Source organism: Prevotella melaninogenica, assembly GCF_013267595.1.
Taxonomy (GTDB): domain Bacteria; phylum Bacteroidota; class Bacteroidia; order Bacteroidales; family Bacteroidaceae; genus Prevotella; species Prevotella melaninogenica_D.
On the sequence record NZ_CP054011.1, the window covers coordinates 998,383 to 1,016,403 of the forward strand.

The window sequence follows — 18,021 nt, forward strand, 5'->3', positions numbered from 1 at the left end:
TCTTCTTCATATTCATGTCTATTTTAAGATGTGCCATAAGTTAGAATTCGGCAATAAACAAATTGCTTGTTGATCACCAACATTCTCGTTTATGAAGCATATCGTCTATCTCGTCACGAAGAAACAGCAGTCTACCATTCGCTTTGAGATATGGGATCTTTCCTGCCCATACCCAATTGTAAATGGTTTTCTGCTCTACTTTGAGAATCTTCGACACGTCGATTATGTCAAGATACTCTGGTTTAAGAGGCGGATGAATAGTTGTGTCAACAGATTGCTCTTTCATCACAAGCAGTTGGTCGAGTTTGCTCTCGATAGTTCTCAAGCTGTCAAACAATCGCTTGCACCAATCGTTCTCTGTTGTCTGTTCTAAGTATGGCATAGCTCACCCTTTTGATAGTTACCACTTGCGTCCTGCGACAATATACACTGCTCTTTCATATAGGCAATGTACTTCTTTGCCGTTCGGTCTTTGATTTCCATTTCACGCATCAATACGTCACATAGTTCTTGATATGAGAGTCTTAGCTTGGTATGGAAAGCTGATTTTACAACAGCCAAAAGTTCATCCGTCTTACGCTTTTCTTTATCCTCTTTCGACTTCTCTCCACGATAGACGTGCATATCTGCATCTTTGTCCCAGCCGAAAAGCATCATCGGCACATCGAGCGGACTGCCGTCACGCACCTTCAGAGCTTTTACAACCGAATATTCAGGGTTATCGTCTTTCTCTATGGAGAGAATACCTGCCGCCTTGCGCTGTAATTCGGAACCAATATGTCCACGCAACTTAATACCGTTAGGGACAAAATGGAGCACACAGATGATGCAGGTATTATAGATTCCTGCCAAACGATAGAGTTCATCCACAATGGCTATACTCTCCGTTTCGTCATTGGCAGATCGTATCAAGTCTGCAATGCCGTCAATTACCACAAGATGTATTCCTCCGTGCTTATGGTGAAACAAGTCCATACTCTCACGAATAATTTTCAATCTATCTTTACGAGAAAGTGAAGCCAAATAAAGAGAATGGTAGAACTCTGGTACAGACGTGACTCCTGCCCGACGAAGTGTCTTCCCCAAATTCTTATGCAACTGTGCTTCTGATTGCTCTGTATCGTAATGGAGTACAGCTAATCTTTTGGGGTTGGCGGTTACCTCCAATCCCAAAGTTTGTTCTGGTTGTAAGCGTTCTGCACCAAGAGTACCGGCAAGAATGGCAGCAATGTAATTGCTTTTGCCTGTTCCTTCTCCGCCAGTGATGCAGAACAGATTATCCTGTGTACCGAGGGGTACGCCGTTTACTGCTACCACCGACTTCGAGGCATCGGGAGGATTGTCATAGTCTATTTCACAAGATTGCAATATCATCATCGTCTGTGCATACATTTGGGTAAACATATCAGAAAGCAGTGCCTTTAAACCTTCCGAACCATTGCCTAAGGCAAAGTAATCGGAAATATCCTTTTCTGTTTTTGTGCCTTGTAAGGGCAACGTTAAGTGAAGCACCTTAAACTTGGATAGAGCTTCGACTTGTCGTTTAGTTTCTCTTAATCCTGTTTCATCCGTATCATACAATATGATTAGATGTCGAAAACGGAGTAATAGTCCCTCAATGATATTTTCTGGTATCTGTGCTGTCTCGCTGTTGAAACAGATGGCATTGAATCCATGAGCCGAGAGTGAAAGCACATCCTTCTCTCCCCCCGTAATGAATATCATATCGCCTTTGCAGGGCAACTGCTCAAAACCAAACACATAGTCATCCACCTCCTTGCCTCCATAGAGGAAGCGCAATTTACTATTGGGACGATAAACTTTCACAAACCTGCCAAGGCAATAAGCAAACATAGGCTCTTCTTGCGTAGAAACAAGTGAGAATGGCTTGCCCTGACTTGAAACGGATTCATAGCGTGCTAATGATTTAACATGGAAGCGTTGCAAAGTCCTGGTATCAATGCCGTATCGTCGCCAATAATTTCGTTCCTCTTCTCCAAGGGGCTGCTCAATATATGTAAACCACTTCTCGTTTGTCATGGAAGTATTAAGGTCGGGTGGAGGTAATATAGGCTGCTTTGAAGGTTTAATTAAGACAGGTCGCTGATTACCGTATTCTTTTCTTTCTTCAAGACTAATATTGAGTTGTAAATCTCTGATGATTGTTTCAAGAACATTCATAAAATCTTTTCTCACGTCCAAACCGAGCATAGTTGCTGCAAACCAGAAACAATCACCTGAGTAGGCATCATTTCCAAAATCTTTCATGCGGTAGCAGCCTGACTTATTGTCGAGGTAGATATTGCACGATGCACGTCTGTCATCATAAAGTGGATTACGGAAGTTGCGTTTGGGTACAAAGTTGATGGGCATGTAGAAGCAGAACACCTCCAGTCCTTTGTTAGTCCGACTTAGTATTTCTTCTTTGATGTTCATAATTCTTCAAATAAGGTTTGAGAATCCCCCATGTAGCCTTTAAGGACACCATCTTTGTAGGCGTTCAGACGTTGTAATGCCTCCAAGCGGCGAAAGCCCTTGAATGTAGCCCTGCCTGTCTTTACAGAAAGATAGAGCCCCTTGAATGGATAGACCACATGATTGCTTGATACATACCGATAAGGAATAGAGTTGGCTTCCCGCCATCTAGCAAGGGAAGCCTTTGATATACCAAGCAGATGCAAGACATCTGACGTACTCAATTCAATCTTCTCTTCTAATACAGAGTAGTCACGCTTTAGCTCTCTGATAAAGCATGCTATCTGTCTGAACTCTTCGCGAAGAGTTTGAAGCTCATTCATTAGGGAGCGTGTTTCATGGTTTTCCATCATCATTAAGTAAGTTTTGGCAAAGTTCTACAATAGCTGACATAAATGGTTTCATCAGGTTCTCCTTGTCATGTCTTGTTAGATGCCCTTTGAACTCTTTCATGAAGTTCACTATCTTCATTCCATCACTTGGCATAACCTTCATTAAAACTTTGATAAGTTCATCCAGTTCAATTGTTTCATAAAGATTCTTCACATGGGCTTTTGGTTTGGTCATCGACTCTATAGTCCCCAAAGGCAGATGGACGATTAGAACTTCTTTTCCCAAACCTGCCGCACATTTCCGATATGTGCTGAGCCTGATGTCTTTTCCCATCTTGCAAGCCTTTAGGAAATTTGAATACTCGATACTACTTGCATGAGCAGCATCTTTTGCATTGACGCATGAAAGAGCTAAAGTTTCAAGCGTAGGACAACCGATGTACAGGTGCCCCTTTAGTTCTGAGTTGCTGTTTTTGTTTGCCATAATACATTGGACTATAATGATTATGGCTGCAAAGTTCCTAATGAAATGAGCTTTTAACGGAATATCAAAATACCATTGTCTGGTAATATAATACCATTTTATATATTGATTATCAGCTGTATATCACATGTGGCAAGGCTCTTCAGTGCACGGTGCAAGCCTATATATAGATAGGTCTTGCACCGTGCACTGAAAAATTGTAGCCACAAGCTTTCTAAAACATTTTTACTCAAACATTTGGAAGATGTATCATCTTTTTGTAACTTTGAACCCGAAAACAAGAAGTCTATGCAACTTCTGTGCGTTCTCTCAAAAATATCTGAAATGGCTACAGATTGGCTACAGTAAAAATTGAGGTTCGGCTAAATTTCTGAATATCAAGGACTGATATAGGTAAGTTCATTTACCACCAGGTCCACTTTTTAATTCTAAAAGGGATTCTCTAAAAATTAAAAGGCAGTATCAAATTAAGCTTTGATGCTGCCTTTTTTTATTTATCATCATTGAACTGAACTATGAATCTTCCAAGAAGTGAAGTAAACAAACCTACAAAAACAAAGAGAAGTTATTACTTCTATTACCACAATAAGTTTAATTTCGTTTTGCTGTCACTTTTAACATTTCTCATAACAGCATTGTTTATCAACGCATTAACCTGTCCCTTTGAATGACAAGAATGACAGGAAAATTTATTTTCAAGTAATATCTCCTTCGAGACAGTGCCCAAGTCTAATCCATTTCCACCCTATAATAGACTCTACAAGATGAGGGTTATTTATGTGGCAATAATGCTTTCAGATGCTCAAAGTGCCTCATCATACTTTGTTTCGTTTGCTCATCACGTTCTACCCGACACGCCGCTTCTAAGTCAGATAAGAAGGGAAGATAGTCAGTCTCAGCAATAAAGCGAGCCGCACGTTCTCTTACCGCAGGACTATTGTCAAAGAGTAAGCCTTGCACCCAACGCTTAGCATCCCATGACCGACATGCCTGCAACCAGTCGAGTGCAGCTATCTTCTCCTTAGGCGAACCGTATAAGAATGTTCTATAATATCCACGTTCCTTTCTCAAATCATCTTTCGTCATGAGAATCTCACGATTGTATAAATCGGGATTAACGACTCGCTTCGAATATGCTACGACTGGCATGCGTAAGGTCCAACGCACCATGCGTGGTATCATCCACATCATTCCTGGTGTTGCCTCTGGGTGCGAGATACTACTAAAGACACGCCCTTTCCCATATTCATTGGCGATAAAGAAAGGTCGATTATTCGTCATGTTAGCTGGGGCATTACCCTCTTCATGCACATCGGTTTCCATTATCGCCATAGTCGTATAAGGAAGTGGAATATTGTCACTTTTTACAAGGACAGGACCTTCGTAATACATGACGTATGACTTATCACGCTTAGCAAGCTCAGGGAATAGTTTTTTACCTTCTGCCGTGAGGGAGAAGGCTGATATACCATGTCCACGATTATCATGCTCAATATCAATTGCCTTTCCACCATTAATGTGCATACAAGCATATCCTGGTGTGTCTGTAAAGAGATAGGCACCAGCACAGATACCCACAGCACCTTTTCCAGAACGAATAAAGTTTCTTATTCGTTCCATGTTTTCCTCTCCAAGATTCATATACTGCGTCGCTCCCTCACCTCCTGGGATAATGATAGCATCCAAATCCTTCAAAACGCCATTCGCAATATCACCCATAGTGATAGTTCGGACCGTCATATCAGGATCCAATTATATGGATGCAATCGTCTCCCAAATACACGTTTGTGCACCGCCATTACCTTGGAAAACACCCACACGTACCTTGTTTCCTACTCCCATACTCCATGCACTCAGTCCTACCAAGCACATGGCAATGATGAAAAACGTTTTTCATAGCATAATTGTTTATGTTAGTTTGTAATTCTTTTATAGTCAAGTTTGCGCATAGTCAACCTACTATGAACGAAACAAAGATAGTATTTATCTTTGATATTTACATGTATACAAAAGTGTTTTAAGTATTTTTAGACTATCGTTTAGTACCTTATTCCACACACTTATAGGTTCCGACAGACCTATCCTACCCTTCCCTACCGAAGTATAGATACCCAACACCATTGGTGCTAATGCTCAGCACATATAGTGCGGAGGGTGAGCACCATTAGTGCGGAGGGCATAAACAACACCAGCAATACCATAAGAATGGGATAAAGCAGTATAGACATTTACATGGAATGAGCCTTTAACTTACACTCTATTACGTATGTTTATAGAAAATGATTACCTTTGCACAGTAGTTTAGATCAAATCACACAGATATGAAGAAACAACTTATCTTGCTTTGTGCGTTAGCCTTCTCCGCATCGTTACACGTCACAGCACAATCATTTAGAAAGCAAATCAGTGAGCATCCTGAGCTTTCTGCCAACAATTACCTTGCCTACCCAGCACCTTCGGGTAGGCTAACGCCTGCTCCTTCAGGCTATCTTCCTGTATATCTATCGCATTATGGGCGACATGGGTCACGCTATCTCATTCATGAGCAACAATATCTCCGTCCTATAGAAACCCTTCAGCAAGCTGATTCAGCTGGTGTGTTGACCAATGAAGGAAAGGACATCTTGAAGAAATTATGCCTCATGTATGCAGAGTCTTATAAACGATGGGGAGAGTTGACACCATTAGGAGCACAGCAGCATCAGCAGATTGCACGAAGAATGTATCGTCGTTTCCCATCTGTATTCCGTGATTCGGTATGGGTGGATGCCAAGTCGACGGATGTTATCCGCTGTATTCTATCCATGGAGAACGAACTGCAGGAACTGATTCGACATAATCCTCGGTTGAGAATTAGACATGATGCGAGCGCACATGACATGTATTTTATGAAGCAGCCAGACGAGAAACTCTCTCATCAAAGGGATAGCAGTGCTGTAAAGAATACGATTGACGAGTGGGGTAAACGCAATATTGACACAAAACCATTGATGGCTCGTCTCTTTAAGGATAAGGAATACGTGACAAAGAAGGTGGATGCAGGACAGCTTACTTTCGACCTTTTCAGTCTGGCAAGTATTGTTCAGAACTCAGAGATTCGCCATTCGCTCTCGCTATACAACCTCTTTACGACTGATGAGTTATATCAACTATGGCAGAGGAGCAATGCTTGGTGGTACTTACGTTATACCAGTGCACCACAAAGCGGAGGTAATCAACCCTTCTCACAGCGTAATCTCTTGCGCAAGATTATCACAGATGCTGATTCTTGTCTTGCCCTCCCTCATCCAGGCGCAACCCTTCGTTTCGGTCATGACACGATGGTTATGCCATTGACGTGCCTACTGAATCTTAATAATAATGACATCAAGGTTTCAGATATAGATAGTCTTACCCTGAAGGGTTGGAGTTCTACACGCATTGTCCCTATGGCTGCTAACATCCAGTTTGTTTTCTATAAGAATCCGAAGAATCCAAAAGCTGATGTTCTCGTGAAGGTTTTACTCAACGAGGAGGAAGCGACGCTGCCCCTTCCAAAGACCTCTACACCATATTACTATCGATGGAGCGACTTTAAGAAGTTCTATCTTTCGAAGCTAAATAGCTATCGTGAATAAGGAGCTATGCCCTTGGTTGTTATCATAGCTATATGCTCTTCCCCCTTAACAAGACGCCCTTCTCGATGTGAAAAGGGCGTCTTGCCGTTAGGAGATACAACTCCTATCATATAGTACAGAAAGCAGAAAAGGTTGAACTACCAATGGTTAGTCCAACCTTTTCTGTCTTATTATTAGGATGTGAAGTAAGAAGATAAAATATACAATCCGCTTAGTTGTCATAACAATCAGCATTTGTTACGAACAAGGAACATACTTCTTTATTCGTGCGTGATAAATCGTTGTTCGGCTAACTGCTCGTACTTCGTACCCTTACGACCATAGTTAGCATATGGATAGATACTGATACCACCACGTGGAGTAAAGATTCCAGTAACCTCGATGTACTTAGGATCCATCAACTTGATAAGGTCCTTCATAATCGTATTTACACAATCCTCATGAAAGTCACCGTGGTTACGGAAACTAAAAAGATATAACTTCAAACTCTTACTCTCAACCATTCGTACGTCTGGGATGTATGAAATACGAATCTCTGCAAAGTCTGGTTGACCTGTAATAGGACATAAACTGGTAAACTCAGGACAGTTAAAGCGTACCCAATAGTCATTATCAGGATGCTTGTTTACAAATGATTCCAACACCTCTGGTGCATAATCCATCTTGTATTGGGTTTTTGAACCTAATGACTTTAACCCTTCTTTTTCTCTTTCCATAATCATTTATATTGTTTTACTTGCAAAGGTAATACATTGTTAGTAAACTACAAACACCTTCACAAGATATTACCAAGGAAGCTGACCTACCTCTCCTTCTGTTGTCTTCGATATTCAAGAGGAGTGCAACCCAGCCGATCCCGCACATACCTCCCAAAGAAGCTTGTATTAGGGAAGCCCAATAAGTTACTAATCTCTTTCACACTCATATCCGTTGTGCGTAGGTAGTTGGTAATAGCAGACAACTTATACTCTTGTATCCATTCATTCGCTGTCTTCCCAGAGTTCTTTTTGCAGATTATAGTAAGATACTTCGCTGATATACATAATTGCTCTGCATAATAGTCTACGGTGTGATGCTTTTCCGTTGTGGTTTGTAGTAGTTCAAGGAATCGATTAAAGAGTGAGACATTCTGTTTCGTCTCAGTGCTTCCACCAAATTGTTTATGCACACCATAACAGAAACCAACAAGCACCATACTGATTAGCCCTTTGATAATATCAGTCTTATATTTCACCTCAATAGCATCTGTAACATTACGTGAGAGCCACTCTCGCAAGAGATTATATACATTCGTGTAGAGTCCTCTATCAGCCTCGCCCAACTTTAGTATGCGTATTTTCTGAATATATACAAGTTGATTCCACGTATTAATATATTCACTAAAGTTTCCCACCCTAATAAATAGATAGAAAAATAACAGTTTGTCGAATTTTCTTTGTAAATTAGTAATCGCTAAACAACTGATTTTAAAGACAAGACAACAAAACTGTTATGGAAGCAAAAATAGAGAAAATAAGTGAGTTATCCAAACTTTTGAGTGTTAAAACTCGAATGAGTGATGATTTATTTCATCTTTTTGGCAAGTTTGGCATCGGACACCTGTTATCTCGCCTGTCATTAGAGAAACATGACGGAGTTTCCGCTTCGGAGTTGATCCTTTCTCTTTGCCTCTTCCGTATTGTTGGTAAGAGCATCCACAGTATATGCAAGCATAAGATATATGAGCTTTCAAATCATGGCAAGAACTGTTTCTATCGCATGATGATTCGCCCGCAGATGGATTGGAGACGCTTGATGAACCACTTTGTACTGCGTTATATGTGCCTCCTACGTAAGTATGGCGAAGCTCCTCAATCCAATACCACTACATGTTTCATTATAGATGACACAGTGCTTGAGAAGAGTGGTGTGAGAATGGAGGGTATCAGTCGTGTTTTCGACCATGTAAAAGGTAGGTGCGTATTGGGCTACAAGTTGTTACTTTGTGCCTTCTTTGACGGCAAGACAACCATACCCTTTGATTTTTCACTACATCAAGAAAAGGGGAAGCAAGGCAACTGCGGGCTGACAAGACAGCAACTCAAAAAGGCGTATCACACCAAGAGGAACATCGACAATCCTGATTATAAGCGCTTTCAAGAGCGTAAGATGTCTAAGTTAGAAGTTGCCATGGATATGCTTCGCCGTGGATGGAAGATGGGATTACATGCGAAGTATGTGATTACCGATAGTTGGTTCACTTGCGAGCAACTTATGGCTTGTGTTAGAAGCATAGGTAAAGGGGCGATGCACTTTGTTGGACTTGCTAAAATGGGAAAGACGAAATACACTGTATCAGGCAAAAAGAAAAATGCTGCAGAACTCATTGCTACCTATGAACGTGAACGTGGAAAGAACTGTCGTAAGTACAAATGTCGATATATTCAACTCAACGGCAACTTAGGAGATATACCTGTTAGAATCTTCCTTATCAAAAATGGTAGAAACTCCACATGGAATGTCCTGCTCACCACGGATACTACGATGTCTTTCATAAAAGCCTTTGAAGTGTATCAGATCAGATGGAACATAGAAGTGATGAACAAGGATACTAAGCAATATCTCGGATTAGGAGGTTATCAAGGTTGCGACTTCAATAGTCAGATAGCCGACGCAACGCTGTGTTACCTTACATATACCGTCATGGCTTTGGAAAAGCGGTTCACAGAATATCAAACCATGGGCGAACTCTTTTCGGATATGGAGGACGATCTCATGGCACTCACGTTATGGAAACGAATTCTTACCTGTATCGAACGCATTCTTCGCATTTTAGGAGAAACACTTGGGATAACGCCCCAACACCTTATGGCTACGATCAGCGGCAACGACAAAGAGTTGAGCAAAATCCTTGTAATGGCTGAAGCATTAGAAAAATGGGATGAAGTATATGGGCACACTGCATAACTTCAGTTAGTCATATGTTAAAAGTCAATGAATATGGGGAACGATAGGCAAAGTGAAATGAGAAAAGACAGTGTTTGAAGGGGTGGGAAACTTTAGAATGTAATTAGGTGCGATGTCTATCTGTCTTCTACAAACAATTTATTCCCATGTCATTGATTTCTGTAAACTATTTTCACGCTCTTCAAAACTAACACATGCTCTTTTGGCTTCTAAAAGACACCTAATTGCCTTGCAATAGGTGCCCTTTAAGAGCCTTACTAACGCCCTTTTGAAATCCAATTAAGCACCTTTTATTCTGCTGCTTTATAACTAATTGATTTCCTGTTGATTGCAGACCTGCGTTTTGTATGTAATCTTGTCGTTATTTATTGATGTCTTGCTTGAAATTATGTAATTATTTTTCAAACCCTTGTCTACAGAATTTGAAGTCATAAATGAAAAGGTTTTCAATGTCAGAGGATGATAAGAGGATAGATAGTTGATTGTCTTAGCTATGTTTTTGTTTAATGAGTAACTTCGGTCCTTCCTTTTAAAGCAATGCGAAAAGCGTCCACACATTTAACAGAAGAACCCAAATTTTTGCCTTACTCCAAAAGAAAACAGCGAGAAAAGAAATTGCCGACATCGTCGGTATTAGTCAGTCAACACTATTACAACAGATAACGGACCTGAATTTGCGGTACATAAGGACAGCACCAAATACTTAGGCGTGCCCGTGTACTTCGCTGACCCATATTGTTCATGGCATAAGGGAACTGTTGAGAATACAAATAAATTAATCAGGCAGTATATACCTAAAAAGGATTCGTTTGATAACTATACGGACAAGAGAATTATGTCCATACAAAAGAAATTGAACGAAAGACCAAGAGAAAAATTAAACTTTTCTACTCCAAAGTGCAAGTTCTTTAAACATCTTTTGTAATTTTGCACTTGCTGGTTGACTCTGCGGGTTCAACAAGCAAAAGGAAAGTTTATTGGAGGATTAATTGGCTTTGGAATGGGTGTTGGTGGAGCTGCGATTAATATGCTTATTGACAGTAAATTCAAAGAAGAAGAGTATAATATGACAAAAAGTACTGTTTCGAATATAGAAAGAATACATCTTTTAGATAAAGAAAAATCAAAAATAGTATCAGATGGGAAATAATAAAGGAAATTGGGGAAGATACGGATTACAAGCATTTGGAATTTCAGTGCTTGGTCCCCTCTTGTTTTATCTTATTAATCCTATCATTGATCATTTTAAGGGAAATCGTGATGCTGTAGCATATACAAAGACATACGTAAGTCAGTGGGATAGTATAAAACTTGTATTACCAGACAATCTGTTTGATCAAACATTACAAGGAGGAACTAATCACAGTAAAACTCTTATACTAAATAAGAAAAAGAAAATAAGAATATCAGCTGCTATTAAAAAATACTATATTCCGCAATATAAAAAATTCTTTGAGTTAATATGGATACGTGGAGTAGATGAAATTGTTGGACTTTACAATCGTCATCATGATGCAGCAGGTGTTCAAAATGGCTTAATGCGTCCAAACATGGTGCTATCAGTCTATGTCAATCGTAAACAATGGAAGGATACATCATACGGAACAAAAGAAAAGCCTATGCCAGTATTTGTACATAGAATTATCTCAGGTGATGATATAGAAGAGCGGAATAAGAATGCGTTAAGGCAAGATAGTCTTTTCCCTGGAGAAATTATGGTATATTTTTATCTCCCACCCAAGGCTGTTCAACGTATGCGCAACACGCCAGACTCTGTTAACTATAAGTTTGCAGAATATTACTTGCGTTATCTTCTACCAGAAGACGAGTTCGAAAGGCTGTTTGAAGAGGAATAATCTAAAAATTTATAATGATGGGAAATAGCAAAGGGAATTGGGGAAGATATGGATTACAAGCATTTGGAATTTCAGTGCTTGGCCCCCTCTTGTTTTATCTTATTAATCCTATCATTGAACATTTTAAGGGGAATCGTGATGCTGTAGCATATACAAAGACATACGTAGGTCAGTGGGATAGTATAAAACTCATACTACCTAATGACTTATTAGAACAATCGATAAAGGAAGGTTCAAGTCATATTAAAATGTTATCTTCCTACAAAGACAAAAAAAACGAATAGTTGCCGCAAATGAAATATATTATATCCCACAATATAAGAAATATTTTGAGTTAATTTGGATAGAGGGTGTTGATGTATTTGTTGGATTTTATAACCGCCGTTATGATGCAGCAGGTGTTCAACATGACTTAATACGTCCAAATATGGTGTTATCAGTCTATGTCAATCGTAAACAATGGAAGGATAAATCATACGGAACGAAAGAAAAGCCTATGCCAGTCTTTCTACATAGAATTATCTCAGGTGATGATATAGAAGAGCGGAATAAGAATGCATTAAGGAAAGATAGACGTTTTCCTGGAGAAATTATGATAGATTTTTATCTCCCACCCAAGGCTGTCCAACGTATGCGTAACACGCCAGATTCTGTTAACTATAAGTTTGCAGAGTATTACCTGCGTTATCTCCTACCTGAAGACGAGTTTGAAAGATTGTTTGAAGAGGAATAATTATGCTTCCGCAAATTATTTATACACTTATTCAATTCTTGGCAAATGTGCTTCCGCCTAACAAAAGAGAAGAAAATAGGAAATACCTATGGAAATGAATTATATAAAATATTATGTTTCATCACAGTATGAAGAAACAGATCTTTAATTTCTATGCCACCCCCTTGAACATATGGTCCATAGTAGGCTTTATGTTTCTTGCAATGATTTGTAGTGGAATCATTTACGAAGTTTTCTTTGCTCCTGCATATGGAATAGAATCAACATCACGTTTTATTAGTATCACAGGATTGGTGACAGGGGGTATCTTCCTTTTTTTAATCATTGCAACCATTCGAAAGAAAAGCATTGAGGTAACTGACGATAATCTATTTAAGTATTATTCGGGAGGAAAGTTAATATATACAAACACCATGGATAATCTGTATTATATTGAGGCTGTGGATATAAGCAGAGGAATAATTGGAGAAATGGCCTTCTGTTTTAATGATAAGAAAATCAGAATCAGTATGCCCTCCCATCTACCCCATTTCTACGAACCAGGAAAATATGAATGGATATTTTCATTCTTTGTTAAAAGTCTAAATCTTAAGAAAATGCATCATCATACGCTATTTGGAAAGTCTAAATATGTCTTTGCCTATTGGAACCCTGTGAGAAATGCAAATTATGAAATATATAGCAAGTCAAGAGGACAACGATTCCTTTAAAAAGGGGAATGGATATCCTTGTTTAATAGAATCTCTATCGTGACAATGAAAATCTATTTAACCCAAGTTTAACACGCAAAATTATTTTTCATAAATTTTGGGGATATTTTGTGTAGTATCAATTTTATAAATGATTGATAATCAAGCATAGGGTATTGTAACGAGGAGTAAAATCTGAATTGTAGGACACCGTCATATCAAAATTATTTTGTTACTTTGCACTCATGCACGCAAATGTACAGACACGATTCAACCCTGCAACAGGCGACATGGCTCCTTATTATCGCATCAAGGAGTCATATCGTGACGTGCAGGGTCATGTACATTCGCTAATTCTGTTGAACATCGGGTTCGAACCTTCACTTACTGCTGTACAGGTTCGAAAAATTGCATACGCTCTTACCGAACGCTTCAAAACCAGAAGTACACCCTCGCTTTTCAAAGAACACCTTGACGGTCTTACTCCTATTGAACAGGCAAAGGCTGACGAATGGTGGAGCCGTATGGAGAAAGAAGGTGGAATCGATCGGTTTAATAAGGAAGAGCAGAAGTCGCTGAGAAAATATGAGAACTACATAGACCTTGAGACGGCAAACTATACTGACGCAAGGAATGTTGGTGCAGAGTGGCTCTGCAAGCAGACAATAGACAAGCTGCAGTTAGAGGGTTTTCTGCGCAAAAATGGGTGGACGGAAAATGCGATACACACGGCTTTGTCAGCATTGATTGTTCGCACGGTATATGCTGTTTCTGAACGTTCATCTTATTATTATTTATTGCTGTCCGGTAAAAATAAACTGAAAGCTCTGTATCTCTTTATCCATCGGTGTTGCAGCCGTTTTACTTATCCATGGGCTTGGTTTTCAGTTTTAAACTGTAAGCATTATAAAATGTGCTATTTTGACAAGGAAAGCCCTATAATAACCAAATAAATTAATGAAATCATAAGTTTAAGTCTATTTTATCTAACACAGATAACCAAAAAAAAGTTTTATCGGACACCAATAATTATTATTTGCGCGATAACTCGGCTGCCGCTGAACTTTACAGTGGAGTTCCTGGCTGGACACCAGGAATCAATTCTCTGTATAAAATCACAGACAAGTTATATAAACTAAAGGAACAGTTAGAGCGTCATCTGTGCAGCGTTACTGACGATTTCTTTAATATAGACAACAAGTTGATGCTCTTCGACTTAACCAACTTCTATTTCGAGGGTAGTAAGCGTAATAGCGATAAAGCCAAGTTCGGTCGTTCAAAAGAAAAACGCTCTGACTGTAAGCTACTTGTACTTGCATTATGTATCAATCAAGAAGGTTTTATACGTTATTCTTCTATCTTAGAGGGTAATACAGCAGATCCCAAGTCTCTACCCAATATGATTGATACACTGGCAAAGAGGAATCCATCACGAACCAAGGATACGCTCGTTATCATGGATGCAGGTGTTGCCACGGAAGAGAACTTGGAGTTAATAAAGAAAAAGGGTTACAATTATCTCTGCGTATCCCGTACGCAAATGAAGGACTATACGCTCAGTGATGATAATAAGAGCGTTACGGTAATGGATGCCCGTCGGCAAAAGATAACGCTGAAAGAGGTTAAGACAGAGGATGATAAGGATTATTATCTCGAAATAACATCTCCTTCGAAAGCTATGACAGAGTCGTCCATGAACAGGGTTTGGAAAGAGCGTTTTGAGATGGAACTGCAGAGGATAAACGATGGAATCTCCAAGAAAGGTGGAACAAAGACCTATGAAAAGGTTGTTGAACGTATAGGACGTGCCATACAGAAGTACCCTTCTATAGCGAAATTCTACCAGATAAGCTACATAAAAAATGAGAAGAAACTCAAGGAGATGCTGCGTGTAGACTGGGAGATAAAAGACCTCTCGACAATGGAATCTGGTCACGGAGTCTATTTCCTCCGCAGCAATGTCAGGACACTTTCTGAGCGTGTGACATGGGAATACTACAATCTCATTCGTGAGATAGAATGTACGAACAGACAACTAAAGAATGAACTCAACCTCCGTCCTATCTATCATCAGAAAGATGAGCGAAGCGACGCACACCTTTTCTTTGGTTTATTAGCCTACTGGGTGGTAAACACTATCCGTTGTCAATTAAAACGAGAAGGAGAATCCTGTTACTGGACCGAGATAGTACGACGTATGAGTACCCAAAAGCTCGTCACCACAAAAGGGAAGAATCCATTAGGTGAAACCATCGAGATGCGCCAATGTAGTAGTCCTTCGAAGCAAGCAAAACAGATATACGATAAGTTGAACTTAAAACACTCACCATTCAAAAAGAATAAAATTTGTAGGACACAGAGCCCATAAGAAAAACGAGGAAAGTACGGTGACAGTAACAATTAGGCGAAAGTGGGTGTTAAACTTGGGTTAGAAATTATGCAACAAGGGGTAAGAGTACAATGGGATGGTATTTTGGATTCAAACTACATCTTATCTGTAATGAAAGAGGTGAGATTCTAAACTTTATGCTCACTAAAGCAAATGTTGATGACCGAGACGAAAATGTATTTAACAGGTTGACAGACAATGTATTTGGTAAATTGTTTGCAGACAAAGGGTACATTTCTCAAGGATTATTTGAGCGATTGTTCAATGATGGAATAAATTTAGTTACTGGCATTAGGAGTAATATGAAAAACAAACTAATGCCACTTTATGATAGACTTCTTCTAAGGAAAAGATCTGTAATAGAGACTATCAATGATGAGCTAAAGAATGTAGCTCAATTAGTGCATTCAAGGCATAGAAGCATATTTAATTTCGCAATGAATGTTCTCTCTGCTATTGCAGCCTACAGCTTCTTTGAGAAAAAGCCAGCAGTGAACATAGACTTTGCTATAGAGCAACATTCGGGACAGCTTACATTGTTCTAAAGTAATCTGTTTTATTATTATCTTTAGACCCAATCAAAAGATTGAGTCTAAAGAGCCGTTGTACTAAACCAAACAGAAGAGTGGGATGATACTTATCCCGAGTTCAGGTTATTAACAACAACAGGAATGTATCATGACTTCCTTTTGCTCTTCCCTTGGGGTATTCTTATCGTGTTGCTCGTATCACTTGTGGTAGCTGAGCTACTGACTCCTTTCCTACAATTCTACTTCATTCGTGAGCCAATAAAGGAACGCATGGGCAAAGATGGAAAGCCACACTTCTCTTTCTTAAACCTCATACAGAAGTATTACAATAAGCTCATCGACTTCTGTTTCCGCCATCCGTACGGTGTTGTTGGTGTAGCTGTTGTATCGGTCTTAGCTGGTATCGGACTCATGGCTATCCTTCCTCAGAAGATGATGCCTACTGCCGAACGCAACCAGTTTGCCGTTGAGATATATCTTCCAACAGGTACACAACTCGATAGGACGAAGGCTGTAGCAGACTCTTTAGAACATATCTTACGCAAAGACAAGCGTGTTGTGTCTATCGCATCATTTAAGGGTTCTGCCTCACCACGCTTCCAAACATCATACGCTCCACAGTTCGGTGGGAAGAACTATGCCCAGTTTATCGTCAACACAAAGGATAGCAAGGCTACTGAGGAGGTATTGCACGATTATCGTATGAAGTATGTTAATGCTTTTCCAGATGCCTACGTACGATTCAAGCAACTCAATTATAGTGCAGAAGGAAACTCTATCGAACTAAGATTGACGGGTGACAACTGGGCACAACTGAAGCAGACCGCCGACAGCATAACCGCTCTCTTCCGTGAAAACAACGACCTTATCCTTATACGTAACGATGTGAATGAACCGTTATTGGCAACGAACATCAAATTAGACGAGGAGAAGGCAAACCGTATTGGGGCTAATAACTCACTCGTAGAGTTGACCATGGCGACCCGATATAATAATGGTGGAATACCTGTTACGACGGTATGGGACGGCGATTATGGAATGCCTGTCGCCTTAAAGAGTAGTAAGGCTGACAATGCAAGTGTAGCAGACATTGCCAATGAACCTATCCCTGTTGCTGGCGAACTGAAGACTGTTCCATTGCGACAGATTGCAAAGGTGGAACCAAGATGGGAAGATGAACAGATTTGTCACCGTAATGGTAGACGAACGATTACCGTCATGGCTGATGTTGTTGATGGCGTAAACGTGATGAATGTCACTACTAAACTACAGAAGCAGATAGATACCGACAAACTACCACAGGGTGTTTCAGCTGAATGGGGAGGCGAGTACGAACAAGCTAACGAAGCCAATCCACAAATCATAGGTGGATTAATGATTAGCATTGTCATCATCTTCTTCCTCATGTTAGGGCACTTCCGCAAGATTAGTACAGCCATTTTGCTACTGGGTTCACTCTCGTTAGTAGTCTTGGGAACAGCCTTAGGCGTATTGATACCAAGTGGGAGTTCTCCATGACGTGTTATCTTGGTGTTGTCTCTCTGATGGATATCCTTGTTCGTAACGCTATCATCATGTACGATTATGCAGAAGACCTGCGTAAGACAGAACACCTGACGGCTCACGAAGCCATACAACTGAGTGCGAAGCGCCGTATGCGTCCAATCTTCCTCACCTCAGCAGAGCAGCCTCAATGGGTGTAGCACCAATGATGTTAGGTGGCTCTGGTCTATGGGCTCCGATGGGTAATGTCATCTTCTTCGGTACAATGATTACGATGTTATTCATCCTCACCGTCATGCCAATCAGCTATTGGCTTGTAATGAGTGGATCGACAAAGAAGCGTGAAAGAAGCCTCATGCTTGAAAACCAATAAGCCTTCATGAAGTTAGAACAGATGCATGTAAGAGCAGTTTCAGTCGTATGGAACTAAAGTTTCAGTTATCTGAAACTACAATTTCAGTCAAGTG

Annotated in this window: 14 protein-coding genes and 6 pseudogenes; 13 read left to right on the forward strand and 7 right to left on the reverse strand. The window is 40.0% G+C overall.

The features are described 5' to 3' along the window. Window positions 1-73: 73 nt before the first annotated feature. The 5 genes and pseudogenes from FIU21_RS09355 to FIU21_RS09375 all read right to left on the reverse strand — a co-directional run bounded on the left by FIU21_RS09355 (window position 74) and on the right by FIU21_RS09375 (window position 5,163). A complete protein-coding gene (locus FIU21_RS09355; protein WP_004360030.1) occupies window positions 74-382 on the reverse strand; it encodes a helix-turn-helix domain-containing protein in 309 nt (102 codons plus the stop codon). Then, window positions 370-2,436, reverse strand: coding sequence for a bifunctional DNA primase/helicase (locus FIU21_RS09360; protein ID WP_004360029.1), 2,067 nt, complete (start codon window positions 2,434-2,436; stop codon window positions 370-372). Before FIU21_RS09360 ends, FIU21_RS09355 begins: the two co-directional genes overlap by 13 nt. Beyond that, window positions 2,433-2,825 carry a hypothetical protein gene (locus tag FIU21_RS09365; protein WP_036881467.1) on the reverse strand — a complete coding sequence of 131 codons (393 nt, stop codon included), beginning with the start codon at window positions 2,823-2,825 and terminating at the stop codon, window positions 2,433-2,435. Before FIU21_RS09365 ends, FIU21_RS09360 begins: the two co-directional genes overlap by 4 nt. Then, entirely contained in the window at window positions 2,812-3,291 is a 480-nt protein-coding gene (locus tag FIU21_RS09370) for a hypothetical protein (protein ID WP_004361979.1), read from the reverse strand. The genes FIU21_RS09365 and FIU21_RS09370 overlap by 14 nt, the downstream gene beginning before the upstream one ends. Before the next feature lie 771 nt (window positions 3,292-4,062). Continuing rightward, window positions 4,063-5,163: pseudogene (locus tag FIU21_RS09375) on the reverse strand (BPL-N domain-containing protein). 449 nt (window positions 5,164-5,612) lie between these two features. Between FIU21_RS09375 and FIU21_RS09380 the strand changes: the two are divergent. After that, complete coding sequence (locus tag FIU21_RS09380; RefSeq protein WP_004360020.1) at window positions 5,613-6,908, forward strand: histidine-type phosphatase; 1,296 nt, start codon at window positions 5,613-5,615, stop codon at window positions 6,906-6,908. A 260-nt stretch (window positions 6,909-7,168) separates the two neighbouring features. Here FIU21_RS09380 and queF read toward each other — a convergent pair whose 3' ends face one another. Continuing rightward, on the reverse strand, window positions 7,169-7,624 hold the full coding sequence (gene queF, locus FIU21_RS09385) for a preQ(1) synthase (protein ID WP_036886226.1): 456 nt from the start codon (window positions 7,622-7,624) through the stop codon (window positions 7,169-7,171). 86 nt (window positions 7,625-7,710) lie between these two features. After that, a complete protein-coding gene (locus FIU21_RS09390; RefSeq protein WP_231291326.1) occupies window positions 7,711-8,301 on the reverse strand; it encodes a helix-turn-helix domain-containing protein in 591 nt (196 codons plus the stop codon). A 98-nt stretch (window positions 8,302-8,399) separates the two neighbouring features. Between FIU21_RS09390 and FIU21_RS09395 the strand changes: the two genes are divergently transcribed. The 12 genes and pseudogenes from FIU21_RS09395 (at window position 8,400) to FIU21_RS13390 (ending at window position 17,927) form a co-directional block, all read left to right on the forward strand. Beyond that, on the forward strand, window positions 8,400-9,854 hold the full coding sequence (locus FIU21_RS09395; RefSeq protein WP_036886159.1) for an IS4 family transposase: 1,455 nt from the start codon (window positions 8,400-8,402) through the stop codon (window positions 9,852-9,854). Between the two features lie 640 nt (window positions 9,855-10,494). After that, window positions 10,495-10,798: pseudogene (locus FIU21_RS09405) on the forward strand (IS30 family transposase); the annotation flags it as partial. Beyond that, entirely contained in the window at window positions 10,795-11,004 is a 210-nt protein-coding gene (locus FIU21_RS09410; RefSeq protein ID WP_004360011.1) for a hypothetical protein, read from the forward strand. The pseudogene FIU21_RS09405 and the gene FIU21_RS09410, both read left to right, overlap by 4 nt. After that, window positions 10,994-11,710: a DUF8188 family protein gene (locus FIU21_RS09415; RefSeq protein ID WP_004360009.1), complete on the forward strand. Its 717-nt coding sequence runs from the start codon at window positions 10,994-10,996 to the stop codon at window positions 11,708-11,710. Before FIU21_RS09410 ends, FIU21_RS09415 begins: the two co-directional genes overlap by 11 nt. Window positions 11,711-11,724: 14 nt before the next feature. Further along, window positions 11,725-12,443 (forward strand): annotated as a pseudogene (locus tag FIU21_RS13375) (DUF8188 family protein). A 128-nt stretch (window positions 12,444-12,571) separates the two neighbouring features. Continuing rightward, window positions 12,572-13,153, forward strand: coding sequence for a hypothetical protein (locus FIU21_RS09430; RefSeq protein ID WP_231291325.1), 582 nt, complete (start codon window positions 12,572-12,574; stop codon window positions 13,151-13,153). A gap of 224 nt (window positions 13,154-13,377) precedes the next feature. Further along, window positions 13,378-13,920, forward strand: a pseudogene (locus FIU21_RS09435) (IS1634 family transposase); the annotation flags it as partial. A 242-nt stretch (window positions 13,921-14,162) separates the two neighbouring features. Further along, window positions 14,163-15,500: pseudogene (locus FIU21_RS09440) on the forward strand (IS1634 family transposase); the annotation flags it as partial. Window positions 15,501-15,562: 62 nt separating this feature from the next. Then, a pseudogene (locus tag FIU21_RS09445) lies at window positions 15,563-16,066 on the forward strand (IS982 family transposase); the annotation flags it as partial. A 126-nt stretch (window positions 16,067-16,192) separates the two neighbouring features. Next, entirely contained in the window at window positions 16,193-17,569 is a 1,377-nt protein-coding gene (locus FIU21_RS13380) for an efflux RND transporter permease subunit (RefSeq protein WP_254361439.1), read from the forward strand. Further along, entirely contained in the window at window positions 17,566-17,754 is a 189-nt protein-coding gene (locus tag FIU21_RS13385; RefSeq protein WP_254361440.1) for an efflux RND transporter permease subunit, read from the forward strand. The genes FIU21_RS13380 and FIU21_RS13385 overlap by 4 nt, the downstream gene beginning before the upstream one ends. Continuing rightward, window positions 17,745-17,927 carry a hypothetical protein gene (locus tag FIU21_RS13390; protein WP_231291373.1) on the forward strand — a complete coding sequence of 61 codons (183 nt, stop codon included), beginning with the start codon at window positions 17,745-17,747 and terminating at the stop codon, window positions 17,925-17,927. The genes FIU21_RS13385 and FIU21_RS13390 overlap by 10 nt, the downstream gene beginning before the upstream one ends. Window positions 17,928-18,021 lie beyond the last annotated feature (94 nt).

What these genes read in the sequence shown, in the direction of transcription:
- FIU21_RS13390 (WP_231291373.1), top strand. Translation starts at nt 17,745, where the DNA reads ATGGGTGTAGCACCAATGATGTTAGGTGGCTCTGGTCTATGGGCTCCG.
- FIU21_RS13385 (WP_254361440.1), top strand. Translation starts at nt 17,566, where the DNA reads ATGACGTGTTATCTTGGTGTTGTCTCTCTGATGGATATCCTTGTTCGT.
- FIU21_RS09395 (WP_036886159.1), top strand. Translation starts at nt 8,400, where the DNA reads ATGGAAGCAAAAATAGAGAAAATAAGTGAGTTATCCAAACTTTTGAGT.
- FIU21_RS09430 (WP_231291325.1), top strand. Translation starts at nt 12,572, where the DNA reads ATGAAGAAACAGATCTTTAATTTCTATGCCACCCCCTTGAACATATGG.
- FIU21_RS09380 (WP_004360020.1), top strand. Translation starts at nt 5,613, where the DNA reads ATGAAGAAACAACTTATCTTGCTTTGTGCGTTAGCCTTCTCCGCATCG.
- queF (WP_036886226.1), bottom strand. Translation starts at nt 7,624, where the DNA reads ATGGAAAGAGAAAAAGAAGGGTTAAAGTCATTAGGTTCAAAAACCCAA.
- FIU21_RS09355 (WP_004360030.1), bottom strand. Translation starts at nt 382, where the DNA reads ATGCCATACTTAGAACAGACAACAGAGAACGATTGGTGCAAGCGATTG.
- FIU21_RS13380 (WP_254361439.1), top strand. Translation starts at nt 16,193, where the DNA reads ATGTATCATGACTTCCTTTTGCTCTTCCCTTGGGGTATTCTTATCGTG.
- FIU21_RS09370 (WP_004361979.1), bottom strand. Translation starts at nt 3,291, where the DNA reads ATGGCAAACAAAAACAGCAACTCAGAACTAAAGGGGCACCTGTACATC.
- FIU21_RS09360 (WP_004360029.1), bottom strand. Translation starts at nt 2,436, where the DNA reads ATGAACATCAAAGAAGAAATACTAAGTCGGACTAACAAAGGACTGGAG.
- FIU21_RS09365 (WP_036881467.1), bottom strand. Translation starts at nt 2,825, where the DNA reads ATGGAAAACCATGAAACACGCTCCCTAATGAATGAGCTTCAAACTCTT.
- FIU21_RS09415 (WP_004360009.1), top strand. Translation starts at nt 10,994, where the DNA reads ATGGGAAATAATAAAGGAAATTGGGGAAGATACGGATTACAAGCATTT.